Annotated in this window: 10 protein-coding genes; 4 read left to right on the plus strand and 6 right to left on the minus strand. The window is 37.8% G+C overall.

Features of this window, described 5'->3' with window-relative positions; genetic code table 11:
* Window positions 1-218 precede the first annotated feature (218 nt).
* Window positions 219-2,840, minus strand: a complete 2,622-nt coding sequence (locus H6F47_RS18565) for a chloride channel protein (protein ID WP_190348034.1) — start codon at window positions 2,838-2,840, stop codon at window positions 219-221.
* A gap of 166 nt (window positions 2,841-3,006) precedes the next feature.
* Window positions 3,007-4,320: a TldD/PmbA family protein gene (locus tag H6F47_RS18570; protein WP_190650427.1), complete on the minus strand. Its 1,314-nt coding sequence runs from the start codon at window positions 4,318-4,320 to the stop codon at window positions 3,007-3,009.
* Window positions 4,321-4,342: 22 nt separating this feature from the next.
* Between H6F47_RS18570 and H6F47_RS28585 the strand changes: the two genes are divergently transcribed.
* The gene (locus tag H6F47_RS28585) at window positions 4,343-4,471 is read left to right on the plus strand and encodes a hypothetical protein (protein WP_277876997.1); all 129 of its coding nucleotides are present in this window, start codon (window positions 4,343-4,345) and stop codon (window positions 4,469-4,471) included.
* Here the strand turns inward: H6F47_RS28585 and H6F47_RS18575 are convergent.
* Both H6F47_RS18575 and H6F47_RS18580 read right to left on the minus strand, forming a co-directional pair.
* A complete protein-coding gene (locus H6F47_RS18575) occupies window positions 4,451-5,311 on the minus strand; it encodes a Tab2/Atab2 family RNA-binding protein (protein ID WP_137669049.1) in 861 nt (286 codons plus the stop codon). The genes H6F47_RS28585 and H6F47_RS18575 overlap by 21 nt on opposite strands.
* A 74-nt stretch (window positions 5,312-5,385) precedes the next feature.
* Window positions 5,386-6,273 carry an alpha/beta hydrolase gene (locus H6F47_RS18580; RefSeq protein WP_190650429.1) on the minus strand — a complete coding sequence of 296 codons (888 nt, stop codon included), beginning with the start codon at window positions 6,271-6,273 and terminating at the stop codon, window positions 5,386-5,388.
* A 149-nt stretch (window positions 6,274-6,422) separates the two neighbouring features.
* On the opposite strand from H6F47_RS18580, the gene H6F47_RS18585 reads away from it, so the two are divergent.
* Both H6F47_RS18585 and H6F47_RS18590 read left to right on the plus strand, forming a co-directional pair.
* Complete coding sequence (locus tag H6F47_RS18585) at window positions 6,423-7,346, plus strand: 1-acyl-sn-glycerol-3-phosphate acyltransferase (RefSeq protein WP_190650432.1); 924 nt, start codon at window positions 6,423-6,425, stop codon at window positions 7,344-7,346.
* A gap of 110 nt (window positions 7,347-7,456) precedes the next feature.
* Window positions 7,457-8,521 (plus strand): DUF6765 family protein, encoded by a 1,065-nt coding sequence (locus tag H6F47_RS18590; protein WP_137668826.1) that lies wholly within the window; start codon window positions 7,457-7,459, stop codon window positions 8,519-8,521.
* A gap of 94 nt (window positions 8,522-8,615) precedes the next feature.
* On the opposite strand, the gene H6F47_RS18595 is transcribed toward H6F47_RS18590, so the two are convergent.
* Window positions 8,616-8,954 (minus strand): XisI protein, encoded by a 339-nt coding sequence (locus H6F47_RS18595; RefSeq protein ID WP_137668827.1) that lies wholly within the window; start codon window positions 8,952-8,954, stop codon window positions 8,616-8,618.
* Between the two features lie 144 nt (window positions 8,955-9,098).
* Window positions 9,099-10,583 carry a hypothetical protein gene (locus H6F47_RS18600; protein WP_190650433.1) on the minus strand — a complete coding sequence of 495 codons (1,485 nt, stop codon included), beginning with the start codon at window positions 10,581-10,583 and terminating at the stop codon, window positions 9,099-9,101.
* A 245-nt stretch (window positions 10,584-10,828) separates the two neighbouring features.
* Here H6F47_RS18600 and H6F47_RS18605 point away from each other — a divergent pair, with 245 nt between their 5' ends.
* The gene (locus H6F47_RS18605) at window positions 10,829-13,960 is read left to right on the plus strand and encodes an alpha-mannosidase (protein ID WP_190650435.1); all 3,132 of its coding nucleotides are present in this window, start codon (window positions 10,829-10,831) and stop codon (window positions 13,958-13,960) included.
* Window positions 13,961-13,972: the final 12 nt, after the last annotated feature.

Below are 13,972 nucleotides of genomic sequence, written 5' to 3' on the forward strand. Positions count from 1 at the left end.
AGATTGTTGTGGTGATCCTTGCTACGAAGCGGTCTTTTCTGACCAAGGTTGGGACGGTCTACCACTTCCTCTAACATACCTCTAAGATACAAGGTTGGGTTAAGCGATAGCGCAACCCAACAAAAGCTTATAAATGTTGGGTTTTGTTCCTCTAGTTACCAATCACCAATCACCAATCACCAATCACCAATTACCAATCACCTATTACCAATCACCTATTATGAATTAATTTCTCCTCTCACTAAAATTACTGTACTATCAACACCAGAAGCAATATTTTCAGGAATATTACCGTGAATTGCTTGTTGTAATAAACCCTCACGAGAAGCACCCAAAACTACAACATCAAAATCTTCTTTCTTGACTAAATTAATTACCCCTTCGGTAACAGAATCAGCTTCTATAGGTGTTGCAAAAACATTACTATGTAAATTGCGGTGTCGGATTAACTGACGAGTATATTCTTCTAAAAATTGCAGATTTGGTTTTAATTCCGATGGTTTAAATACTTGAGTGAGGCGAATTTCTGGCTCATTTCCTAATGTGACTAAAGCTGGTAATAATTTAATGGCTATAGGTGCATTTGGTCCCCCTGCCATTGGTACTAACCAACGGTTAAAATGGGGAGGTTCTGAATAATTGCCTAACTTCACAACAACTACATCACAGGTAGCTTGACGAATTATAGTGTCAACAACAGTACCAAAAATACGGCCGGGGGTAGAAGTATTTCCTTTCCAACCCATGAACATTAAATCTATATGACGTTCTTTGATTGTTTCTAAAATTGCTTGCCCAACATCATGGGCAACTCGTATTTGTGTATGAATAGGAATGTGCAATTTTTTGGCTAAAGCTTCCGCGTGTCTGAGTAAGCGACGACTTCTTGTAGTTCTGACTTCTGTTTCTGATGGGGAACTGTTACGGGATACTAAAATAATTTGTAAACACTCTAATTCATAATGGCGATCGCGGGCAATAGTAGCAGCCATTTGTAATAAAGTTTCTGCTGTATCTGGGTTAGCAAGTGTAACTAATAATCTACCTCTACCAATATTAGGCGATCGCGTTTGGTACACTACATAAGATGGTTCTGGTTGTGGTCCAGTCATACCATTTTTACAGTTCAGACGATCTGCTTCTGCTCTAATAATATCTGCACGAGTAATAATACCAATCAATTTTTGTTTTTCTACCACTGGTAAACGACTAATTTGATAACGATCCAGTAAATACAGTACATCACTCAAAGTTTGTGTCGGCTTAACTGTGATTGGTTTTGGTGTCATGATTTCCCTTAAAACTGTATGCCGGAAGGGGTAAATATTTTGTATATCTGATTGAGTAATAATTCCCACTAATTGATTTTTTTCTACCACTGGAAACCCCCGATGATGAGAACGAGAAAAGGCTTGAATTGATTCTTCTATAGACATTTCTGCCTCTAGAGTTTCTACCCGTTGCTGCATTACATCCTTGGCTGTTAATTCAGTTAATACCCCTTCAATTGGAGCATTTTTCTGAAGTTTGATCCCATTTAATAGTAAAAGTTTTTCATACAGTGAACCAGGTAAAACTTGATCCGCAACTAAATAAGAAGTGACAGAAACAATCATCAAAGGTAATACAAGATTGAAATCTGTCGTCATTTCAAAAATAATCACAATAGCTGTAATCGGAACTTTAGAAACGGCGCTAAAAAAGCCCCCCATTCCTGCTAAAGCGTAGGTAGTAGGAGAACCAAAACCCCACAGTTGAAACTCACAAACTCCAACTATATGACCTAAACAAGAACCTAAAATTAAACTGGGTGCAAATAATCCCCCTGGAGCGCCAGAACCAAAGGCAATTAATGTTAAAATAAATTGACTAATAAAAGTGATAATTGCTAACAAAAGATTCGGTTGACTGGCAATCATATACTCCCGCAAACCAGCATTATCACGATAATATTCCGGGAGTAAAGCCACAATTAAACCCGAAATCAAGCCAGCTAAAGCCACTCTTAAAGATAAGCTAATGTGTAATCTCCGATAAGTTTTAATACTGAATATTAAACCGTGATTAAATACAGCACCTAGCAACCCTGCCAACACACCCAACAATAAAAATATAGGAATTTCTTGCAGGGAAAATTGGCTAGAATAGTCCATTAATTCTAGGTTTAGTTGCAAACTTCCACCACCTAATAACCGGGAAATTACACCACCGATAAAACAGGCAATAATGGCAGTTCCTAAAGTTAGTCCTGATAAATCTTGGAGTAACTCTTCAATAATAAATAATACCCCAGCAATAGGGGCATTAAAAGCAGCGGATAAACCAGCACCCGCACCTGCGGCGATCATTTGGCGGCGATGTTCTGGGGAAGTGGGAAAAGTGCGACTCATTCCGGCCGCTAAACCTGCACCTACTTGGACCGTGGGACCTTGTCTTCCTAATGTGATCCCCGAACCCAAGGCAATGATAGCACTGAGTAACTTAATTAATGCCACTCGCCACGATAACTTAATAGGAACATTGGCAAGACTAGCTTTAACTTGAGGAATACCACTACCAGCGGCCTCTGGTGCTAACCTTTGTACCAACCAACCTGCTAAAAAGCCAAAACTCATCCCAATTAAAGGTAAAGTTAGCCAAGCTGGTAAAAGTTGGGTACTGTGAACTCGCCATGTTCCCAACCAACCTGAACCTTGTTTAAGTAATACTGCTGATAAAGCCGCAATAATTCCTATGACACAAGCTTCAATATTGGCATAGCCCATTGAAGATATTGCTAAACTTTTTTTGGACTGCCACAAGTTGCGAAAACGCTGGGTTAGTATGTCCGGGAAAATCATAATTTAAAATTTAAAATTCAACATTCAAAATTGAAAAATAACCTCCATAAATCATAATTCTCTATAATTGGTGATTGGTGATTGGTGATTGGTGATTGGTAAAATTATTACCTATTCTCTCTTACCTTCTTACTGTCACCTGTCACCTGTCACCTGTCACCTAAAATCAACTATTTTTCCCAGTTGTAGAAAGTCCTTCCACTATCAAAGATGGAGTATAACAAGAACCATTCCAATCTGCATCCCCACCGAGTTTAACTATTTGTTTGAGGGCTGTGTAAACATTGCCGGCGACCATTGTATCTTTAACTCTACCAATTATTTGACCTTTTTTTACCAAATATCCCAAATCAATATTGATAGAAAAATCACCAGAAATTCCTCCTCCTCCTCCTAGCATTTGATCGACTATTAAACCTTCATCCATATCTTGAATTAATTCTTGTAACGTTGCTTTACCAGGTTGGATGAGAAAGTTAAATAAACCAGGGGTGGGATAACTACCCAAACCAGGGCGAAAACCATTACCAGTGCTACCAATACCTAATTGTCTGCCAATAGTGCGATCGCTATAAAAATTGCGTAAAATTCCGTTTTCGATAAATATCAAAGACTTGGTAGGATTGCCTTCATCATCAAAAGGACAACTGTAAGGACCTGCTTGGGGGTTTTGGTAAAGGGTGAGAGAGGGTGCAACAACAGGTAGACCCTTTTTTTCTGCCCAAGGAGAAGCTTTTTCCAAGACTTGCTTACCATTTAATGCAGCTTGGACAGTTCCCCAAAGCATATCCGCAGCTTTGGAAGTAAATAAAACTGGAAACCGACCGCTAGGGGTAGAAACGTTTTCTTTTGCCCAATTTAATCGCTGTAAAATTTGATTCGCCACTCTGGCGGGTTCAAGTTCACCGCGTTGGGTTTGTCCATCAGCAACACTGAGAAAATCATCACCTCTGACCCATTCTGCGGACATATAGCAACTGAGAGTAGTATCAGTATAGTGACAATCCAAACCTTTGCTATTGATTAAACGAGTATTTTCTACATCACATTCCCAATCACTATTACAGAGAACATCAGGATAGAATTCACGCACGATAGCGATCGCATTTTTGCCCCAGTCTATCAGTTTTTCCACTGGAACAGCTTCCCCCAAATCAGGGTAATATTTTTCAGAATTACGACTGAGTTCTACAGGTTCAGGGTGATTTAACTGACTGAGAACTAAAGCTCGTTCTACCATCCCTTGAGGATCTACAGAACCGTAAGCCACAGTCAGTCCTGGACGACCGTTTCGCCATAGCCGCAATGCTGTACCTTCAGATTGACTGGTTTCTAGTTGTTTTAAGCGGTTGGCCTCAAAAAACACAGGACGAGAAAGCGATCGGGACTGATACACTTCCGCAGCCTCTGCGCCAGATTTTAAAGCCAGTTCTAGCAACTGTTCCGCTAGTGTATCTTGTGACAATTTTGCAGAACCCATTTCCCTTGATTAATTGTGGATTTTGGATTTTGAACCCCAGATAGACCAGTCCATTATCCCATCAGCGTGCATCAACAGTTATTATTTTTGGGTAATTGGGGACTGGTCACCAGTCACCAGTCACCAGTCCCTACAGATTCACCTCTTGTAACAGCCAAAAACCAGCAAAAGATTGAGCTTGGGGATCGGACTGGACACCAATAAAATGCACTCCATTGGCTTTTTGTTTGGCTGCTTCAAAACCTTGTGCTTCTTTGAGCAGTTGAGGAGTTCTGATATTTGCCAAAATCCAACTTTCTGTTGCACCGGTTTCTAAAATCAGCCTGTCTCCTTGACTGGTATCAAATCGCAGATAAGCTAACTCTAAACCTGACATCCACCCAGCGATAGGTAAAGCTCTAGGTGAAAAAATCAAAATCCCCGGAATGCGAGTTTCTGGGGGTAATTGTGCCAATTCTAGGGGAAAAGCTTCACCAAAGCCAATTTCCCATTCTGGCATATCTGCAAAATCACTGGCTTCTAAACTCACAAATGCCCATTGTTTGCCTTCCAACGCATCTGGTAAACGCTGTGGTAAAGGTCTTTCTAAGCGTACAGAAGGATTTGTACCGCCTTGATATCCTGGTTCTTGGGGATAAACTTCCTCCATGCGCTGCTGTATCCATTGATTGAGAATCAATGCTTTCCGACTAGGTAAGGCAGGAATACCTATATCTTGACAGGCTTTTGTAATCATATTATTCATTTGCCGACGGAAAAAGCGGATTTTAATTGGTGCTTTTCCCGCTTTTTCGATCGCTTCTTGTAACGCTGTCCGCAACCAAACTGAATTTACTTGGGTACTAGGGCAATATTGAGCATAGCGAAACAAGGAATCTGTTTTAGTGCGTACATCAGTAGGACTTTCACACACTAAGACTTCCCAAACTTTTTTTTGATTTGCGTCCAATATCGGACGAGAGTAAAAATCGAGTTCCCAAATACTGCCCATGTTATACGATGAAATCTGGCGAGTTGATGTTTTGTTATCTTTCCACTCTACCAATCTACAGCCGCAATGAACGATCACTCATTACTCATCACTGGTTCTAATTTTCCTAGTTCTGTTGGTAAATGCTGTTCCATCCAATTACTCAAATCAGCTAGAAATTCACGATAATTAAGATCACAATGTAAATCGTGATATGCTCCCGGATATTCAATACGCAACTTATCTGCACAAGTTACTCGTTGATAAAAAATTTCACTCCCCTCTGGAAAAACTACTCTGTCAGCACCACCATGTAAAATTAATAAAGGTGCTTTCCATTCATGGGCGTGGGCATTGATCCAAGCTAATGTAGTAAAGAACTCTGTGGAAAACCGGGCTGTTGCACGGGTATGGCGTAAGGTATCTTGAGTGTAGGTAGCTACAATTTTCGGATCTCTTGAACCTGCGGTGGTGTCGAGTCCAGTATTTAAGGAAAAACGCGGCCACAAGCGCGAAAGCATTTTTCCCAACAGTACAAGCACTGGTGATACTCCCACTTCTCCAATGCTAGGTGCAACTGCAATCACTCCCTGTAATGCAGATATCTCTTCTGGATGGCGCAAAGCATATTCTAAAACTATCATTCCCCCCATGCTATGTCCAAATAAAAAAATGGGAATTTGTGGTTGTTGCTGTTGCATCATTTTTAAGAATGTTTGCACGTCATTACGAAACTCGGACCAAGTATTAATGTAACCTCTTTGACCTGGTGATTGTCCATGACCACGCAAATCTAAGCCATAAACAGCATATTGCTGAGGTAACAAATTTTCAATTATATTTTTGTAAAGTCCGCTGTGTCCTCCGAGTCCATGTACTAATGCTAATATCCCCCTGATTTTACCCCCTGGATTCCAGTTTTGATAATACAGATCAATTCCCCCAACACCTTTAAATGTGCCTACGCTGTGGTAAATAGTCATGATTAGTTTTTTACCTAATTTCCCAGCAACTTTTTAGCCTATCAACGTACATTGTAGGGAAAATATCTTCTAACTGTGGGAGGATTACAGAAATTTTGGTGATTGGTGATTGGTGATTGGTGATTGGGTTGTTACAGTATATTGTAAAGATGGAAAATAATAACGAGTCTGATAATTTACCGCTTTTGACTGAGAACGCTATTAAACGGGTTTGGGAAGGTGTGGCGGCGGCGAGCGATCGCTCTATTCGAGATACTATTGATACTACTCTCAATCATTTATCTGCTATTGATCAGGAAAATACAGAACCGCGAGTTAATGCTAATATCAGACGTTGGGTGTTGCGATCGCTCATTCATTGCTTTTTCCGTGTCCGTGTGGAAAACATCAAAAATATACCACATACATCAGCTATTTTAGCAGCTAATCATCTCCATCATTTTGACCCTTTAGTTTTACTCGCAGAAATATCGACTCAATCGTATTATTATATTCTTGGTGATGCCCGCACTCTCTATAATAAATGGTGGAAACGCCTGATTTTAGGTTTTGCAGGTGGTGTTATTCCTTTACAAAGAATTTGGGGAGAAGAACAGGCTGTTATTGCTGCTGCTGAAGCGGGAAGGGATGATTTAAAGGAACTGGCAGAAGTTATTAAAAATACCGTTAATCCTGGTGGAAATATTCAAACAGTCCGCCGCATAGACCGCATTGTTTCGGCAATTTTAGCCCGTGGGGATGGGTTGATGATTTTTCCCGAAGGGAGACTGGGAAATGCTGAGGGTCGTTTGCATCCCCTAAAACGGGGAACTGTAATTTATGCGTTGCGGGCTGAAGTGCCAATTGTACCCATAGCATTAATCGGCACTCATGATTTATTTTGGAGAAAAAAGTTAACAATTCGGGTAGGTGAACCTTTGTATTTTCCTGCAACTTCTCGGCCAAAGCGTCAGGAAATAGATGTAGCTTTGGAAACTTTGGAACAAGCAATAAGGGATTTGTTACCTACAGATTATCATGAACCGGAGGGGATAAAGTTGTTACAAGGTTTTTTGAATCGGATGTTGTGCTAAGAGGATTTTTTTCTTATTTTCTCACGCAGAGAGGAAGAAAAATGAAATAAGTACCCAAATTGGTATAGTCTATTCCTAAATTTAAAAATCCTTAACCGAAGTTATTTAAAATGCAAATAGACTTTCACCACGGTGTTACCTACGTAGTGGCACGACTAGCGGGTTTTAAACATGAAGATGCTAGTATTATCGCTTACTGCGCCCAATATGTAGATGATGCCATTAATGGCGGTATGATTAGATTTGATAATGGGGCAATGTTTACCCGCATCAGTTCAGCGCATAAGATGTTAGATTATCGCAACTTTCAAGAATTAGCAAATTATCATGTGTGGATACCTTTTCATTTTTTACCAGGAAATGGGGGTAAAAAAGCAGGTGAGAACCCGGAAGGAAAGTTTATTGAAAAGTTAATTTGTCGTCCTAATAGTGATGTTGCACAGCAGATGGTAAGGGAGTGTATTCAATGTCGTCAAACTGCTTATAGTTTACATCGTTTAGGGATTACAATGCACGTTTATGTTGATACTTGGGCGCATCAAGGTTTTGCAGGGGTGAACCATCGAGTTAATGAAGCGAAAAAATTACTTGATGAATATGACAAACCTGATAAAAATTTAATGGATAGATTGAAAAATTATTTTGTTAGTGAAGCTTTACCTTTAGGACATGGTGCGGTTTTAAGTCATCCTGATAAACCTTATTTACGTTGGGGTTATATTAATGGTAGAGGTGAGAAAATTAGACGCAATAATCCTGAAGATTTTTTAGCGGCTGCTGATAATATGTGTAAGGCTATGCAGCGTTATTTATTAGGTGATGCTGATGCTATTGTACCAGGTTTACCGGAAGCAGATAAAAGTTTAATTGCTTGGATGTTAGAAAATATTAAAGATAAAAATGGTCATGCACGTCATCACAAATGGTTAGATGCTATTTCTCAAGGTAAATTTAGTTTTGGAGATGCTAATGTAGACTATATTCCTAAAGGTCAAGGGTCTTGGAAATATCAAGCTTTACGAACTGAAAAAGCAGTTGATAAGGATAATGAAATTTTCCACTATCATCCTAGTTTTTTAGTCAGTAATTGGAAATTATTTCACGACGCTTTACAAGCACATCAATTTTATATTATTCATGATTTATTACCTAAATATGGAATTTGTGTAGCTTGATTTAGGTGAATTTTAGACCCCAACTTCTGGTTTTATATTGTGAAAAAGTCGGGAATATTTGCATTTTAAAATATGGATTAAATTAATATCCCAACTAACCAACAGCAAAATTTGTATAGGGTCGAATTTTGGGATGACGGAAACCAAGTACAATATCTTGCTTGGGAACACCTGCTTCCATTAATTCATTAGCAATTCCTTCTTCAGTATCATCATATTGAATCCAAATTTTACTATCAATTAAGTCTATGTGAATAGGTGTAGTGTGTAAATATTTATCGTTATTCCAACCAATATCTAATACCAAATAACGTCCTCTCTCATCATCAAATAAAACTTGAGATTCATAACCATCGGGTATAGAAGCTCGATATTCGGCATTTTCTGTAAGAATTTTTTTGATAATTTCTTGATAGCTTAATTTGGTATCCATTTTACTATCTCCTCAATTATATCATCAAATACAATTAATTTGATAATCTTGTTCTTGATTAAAATCTGTCCTAGTTCTATTGTAAACAATTATGGTAGATATCACGTCTTGACATACTCAATTTATTGGATAATGTTGAAAAAACTAACCTTGCAACAATCCTTTAAAGAAATAAATCATGTTCATAAAAATCATTTCTATCCACAGCATGACGTGATCCAACCATGCTAAAATTTGCTCTAATGGGTGTTTTTCATACCCGATAAATGTAGCAGTTGTTTCTATCCAGTCCGGTTTTAATTTATGTTGTTTTTGTTGTTGTTTTTGTTGTTGTTTTTCCGCTTCTCTTGCATTTGCAAAACTAGATTCAGGTGTTGATGATACAGATTTTTTGTTTTTAAAAACCTTCCTTTCCTTTGTATTGAATACTTCTTGATTTTTGTCTTCTGTGGTGTTAGCCTTGATTTCTGCTGTGATTTCCAAATTACCAAATAAATCACCCCAAGTTAACCAAGAATCTCCGGTTAACTCAGATGTTTGAATTTGCCGAGTATCAATAAATGTGTTAACAGTTTGGTGAGAAATTTTAATTTTATTAAATTTATAATCTTTTTCATCTTCCCTCAGTTGGGGAATTTTTCTACCTCCAAAAAAGTAATTAATTGCTGATTCTATTAAAGTGGGAATATTCAAACTTTGCTGTTCGCTGGTTAAATTATCAGCATTTACAGAAATTTCTCCCCTAGCTTCTACCTGTTCTTTCCCATAAATAAAGATATATAATTGAGTTTTGGCAACTTTAATAATTCCCTGACTTTGTTGTTTTACAGGCACAATTGCTTTAGCTTCTAATTTGGCTAAGACTGTATCTAAAAATGCTAAAATTTTACCAGGATAAGATTTGATTTCTAGGGTGTTTTGATTTTCGGGAACATTTGTTATACTAGAATCTGAACTATTAGTTAATTTGTTTAAAATCCGGTCAATTTCTGGTAATAAATTCTGCTCTTTTTTAGCTGCTACTAATTGTAAAACTTGGGAATATTCAGCAATTTCTTGATTAATTGTATCATTTAATTTTCTTTGTTGGGATATTGTCAAAACATCAAAAACTTTGTTATTGTCGCTGACAAGTACCAAATCTCTAGTTTCTAATTTGACGGCAATTCCCTGTACAGTGGGGATATGATGCTGTAAAGTATTTTCTGATGGTAATTTCGGAGCTTGTTGAGTTTGCAACCACCCAAAACTATGAGTAATTTTTTCCCAGGTTCTACCCAAAAAACCTGAAGATTTGACATTTTGTAAAGTTTCTGATTCAGCAGCGGCAGCAGATGGTAAATTCTTAACTAATTCTATGACGTTCTGAATAGGCGTGTCTGCTGGTGGGGGAGTATAAGATTTTAAGTATGTTTGGGTGGTCTTAGCTGAAGTTTGTAATTTCTTTCCTGGTTGTTTATCAGGCTGCAATGCTTGATACAACGGATAAAGTAACGCCTCTACACTCCATTTTGTAGCAACTTGTAAGTTACGGATGGTACTTTCTAATTTTTGACTCAACCGCCGAGATTGCTGATTGAAGAAGTTAAATACTTTACTTTGATAAGGACGAGATGAACTGGAGGACATGATATCAATATAATTAGGCTGTAATTAGGCTGTAATTAGGCTGAGTTTCGATTAATTTTGCCGATTCCTGTGAAATGTGATTGCTCGTAAAATGTGATTGAGATTTAGTTAGTGATATAATCATAACTGAAAATAAATTCAGATGAGTTTAATTTTGACAATCTCAATTTATGTTTAAGTTCTGAGCGTGGTTTTCTCTTGTGAATTTTCATTGTTGATTTTCTCTAACTTTTCATTTTACTCCTATGGATACTACATCTATATCAAAGACTGTTGAAAATTTACGCTCTTTATGTCAAATTAATATCCTTTCTTCTTGGGTTTATCAGCAAGGTAATTTAGAAGTTAATGAGTTAGAAGTTAATGAGGTAGTAAATTCTGATCTATCTGACTGGCAATCTGTTAAGATAAATCAGAGAAATCAGGTTGTTTGGGATGGGGGAAAACAGGTTCTTTGGTTAGCGCAAAGGTTCACTGTTCCTGAAAGTTTGCAAGGTTATCCTTTATCTGGTTTGTCTTTGCGGTTGTCTTTGCTTTGGTGGGCTGATGCGGTTGAGGTTTATGTTAATGGTAATCTGGTTTTAATTGGGGATTTATTTGATTGTTCCCCACGGGTGCTTTTAAGTCAAGGGGTAAAACCGGGTGATGCGTTTTTTGTTTGTTTGCGGTTGGTGAGTCCTGGTCATTGTGATGGTGCTTTGGTGCGATCGCTTTTAATTTTTGAAGGTTTGGGTTACAATGATTTAGATCCGGGTATTGTGGCTGATGAGTTGGCTATTACTCAAGTTCTTTTGGAAAGGTTTTCACCGCAGGGTTTAGCTGGTTTGGTTGCGGGGGTTGATGAGGTAACGAACCGCAAAGGCGCAAAGAACGCAGAGGAAAATAAAGAGGAAGTTTGGAAAAGTTTTCTGCTGAAAATACGAGAAGTCTATCTGCGTTCATCTGCGTTTATCGGCGTTCAAAATTATAAAATATATTTGTTGGGTCATGCTCATTTAGATTTAGCATGGTTATGGCCTGTTTCAGAAACTTGGAACGCTGCACAAAATACTTTTGAGTCGGTTTTAAGGTTACAATCAGATTTTTCTGAGTTGATATTCTGTCATTCTACTCCTGCTCTGTATGCTTGGGTTGAGGAAAATCGTCCTCTGTTATTTCGGGAGATTCAAAGTCAGGTAAAATCTGGAAGGTGGGAGGTTTTGGGGGGTTTCTGGGTTGAACCAGATTTAAATTTGATCTCTGGTGAGTCTATTGTTAGACAATTATTATATGGTCAGCGTTATTTTTTGCAGAAGTTTGGAAAAATATCTCCCATAGTTTGGGTTCCTGATACTTTTGGTTTTTGTGCAACTTTACCACAGTTTTTGACTCAAGCGGGAATTGAGTTTTTTGTCACTCAAAAGCTACGCTGGAATGATACTACTAAATTTGATTATGGTTTATTTTGGTGGCGATCGCCAGATGGTAGTCAAATATTAAGTTATATGTCTGCTCTCATCGGGGAAACTATTGATCCGGTTAAGATGACTCAATATCTGTGTGAGTGGCAAACTCAAACGGGTTTAAATGATGCGCTTTGGCTTCCTGGTGTCGGTGATCATGGTGGTGGTCCTACTCGTGATATGCTAGAAGTAGCACGACGCTGGGAACATTCCCCCATTTTACCCAAGTTGCGATTTTCCACCGCCGAAAATTATCTACAACATATAAAATCGGAATCAGAAAATCTTCCTGAAAATTTACCAATATGGGAAGATGAGTTATATTTGGAATTTCATCGCGGATGTTATACGACTCACGCAGATCAAAAACGCTACAATCGTAAATCTGAACATCTATTATATCAAGCTGAGTTATTCGCAACTCTGGCAACTTCTATATATGGTTGTGAATATCCGAAAATGGAAATAGAAACTTCTTGGAAAAAAGTTCTGTTTAACCAGTTTCACGATATTTTACCCGGTTCTTCTATTACCCAAGTTTATCACGATGCGTTACCGGAGTGGGAAGAAGTTCAACAAGTGGGAAATAAAATATTAGATGATGCTTTAAGAGCGATCGCATCTCACATTACTTTACCACAACCACCCGAACCTAATACTATTCCTATAATAATTTTTAACTCTCTCAACTGGGAACGTTCGGAAGTTGTTAGTTTAAACTTACCTGAAAATAACCAAACTTGGAAAATTTACGACTTTCAAGGAAATGAACTTCCATCCCAAAAAAGCGCAAACTCTTTATTATTTCTCGCAACCCTCCCATCCATAGGATATCAAATTTATTGGCTTTCTCCCACATCGAAAAAATCAAACATCGTAAAAAATGAACTTCCCCAAAATTGGACTTTAGAAAATGAATATGTCCAAGTAAAAATTAACCCTCAAACTGGAGATATAGACAGCATCTTTGATAAAAACCAACAACGTGAAATATTAAACGGTGCAGGAAACCAACTCCAAGCTTTTCAAGATAGTGGACAATATTGGGACGCTTGGAATATTGATCCAAATTATAGCACCAAACCCCTAAACCCAAGCGAATTACTATCAATTCAATGGTTAGAACATGGAGAAATTCAACAAAATTTACAAGTGATTCGTAAAATCGGTAAATCTGAATTTACCCAAAATTACATCTTACAAAAAAGTACCCCAATTCTTAAAATTAAGAATACTGTAAATTGGCAAGAAAATCAAGTATTAGTTAAAACCAGCTTCCCTTTAAATTTTACCACCGAAACTGCAACTTATGAAATCCCCTGTGGAGTCATTAACCGCCCCACCAACCCCCAAACCCCGGCAGAACAAGCAAAATGGGAAGTACCTGCTTTACAATGGGCTGATTTAACCTCAGAAACAGATAGCGGAAAATACGGTTTTAGCTTACTCAATGATTGTAAATATGGATACGATGTTAAACCCAATCAAATCCGCCTGACATTATTAAGAAGTCCCAACTGGCCAGACCCAGAAACAGATAGAGGAATACACGAATTTACCTATAGTTTATATCCTCATCTTGGCAGTTGGCAAGAAGCGGAAACAGTGAAAAAAGGATATGAATTAAATATACCATTAAATGTGTTGATAAATCCAGAAATCAAAAAATCTGCATCTGGTATTTTACCGAATCAAAGTTTTATCAAATTAGCAGATAATAATTTAATTATCACAGCTTTTAAAATCAGTGAAGATGATAGTAAAAAAATCATTTTGCGTTTTTATGAATGTCATGGAGAAACAGTAGAGTTAGGTTTAGAAAGTGAATATTTTAGGTTAGGGGAAGCGGTTGATTTATTAGAAAGGAAGGTAAATGAGGAAGTTGAAAAAATCGCACCTTGGAAAATAGCAAGTTTTGAAATTAGTGACAAATAAAATCCCCAACTT

The sequence above is a fragment of the Sphaerospermopsis sp. FACHB-1094 genome (assembly GCF_014696195.1).
GTDB lineage: Bacteria > Cyanobacteriota > Cyanobacteriia > Cyanobacteriales > Nostocaceae > Sphaerospermopsis > Sphaerospermopsis kisseleviana.

Excerpts from the sequence above, each read along its gene's own strand:
- H6F47_RS18580 (WP_190650429.1), bottom strand. The coding sequence starts at position 6,273 with ATGACTATTTACCACAGCGTAGGCACATTTAAAGGTGTTGGGGGAATT.
- H6F47_RS18575 (WP_137669049.1), bottom strand. The coding sequence starts at position 5,311 with ATGGGCAGTATTTGGGAACTCGATTTTTACTCTCGTCCGATATTGGAC.
- H6F47_RS18565 (WP_190348034.1), bottom strand. The coding sequence starts at position 2,840 with ATGATTTTCCCGGACATACTAACCCAGCGTTTTCGCAACTTGTGGCAG.
- H6F47_RS18595 (WP_137668827.1), bottom strand. The coding sequence starts at position 8,954 with ATGGATACCAAATTAAGCTATCAAGAAATTATCAAAAAAATTCTTACA.
- H6F47_RS18585 (WP_190650432.1), top strand. The coding sequence starts at position 6,423 with ATGGAAAATAATAACGAGTCTGATAATTTACCGCTTTTGACTGAGAAC.
- H6F47_RS18605 (WP_190650435.1), top strand. The coding sequence starts at position 10,829 with ATGGATACTACATCTATATCAAAGACTGTTGAAAATTTACGCTCTTTA.
- H6F47_RS18590 (WP_137668826.1), top strand. The coding sequence starts at position 7,457 with ATGCAAATAGACTTTCACCACGGTGTTACCTACGTAGTGGCACGACTA.
- H6F47_RS18600 (WP_190650433.1), bottom strand. The coding sequence starts at position 10,583 with ATGTCCTCCAGTTCATCTCGTCCTTATCAAAGTAAAGTATTTAACTTC.
- H6F47_RS18570 (WP_190650427.1), bottom strand. The coding sequence starts at position 4,320 with ATGGGTTCTGCAAAATTGTCACAAGATACACTAGCGGAACAGTTGCTA.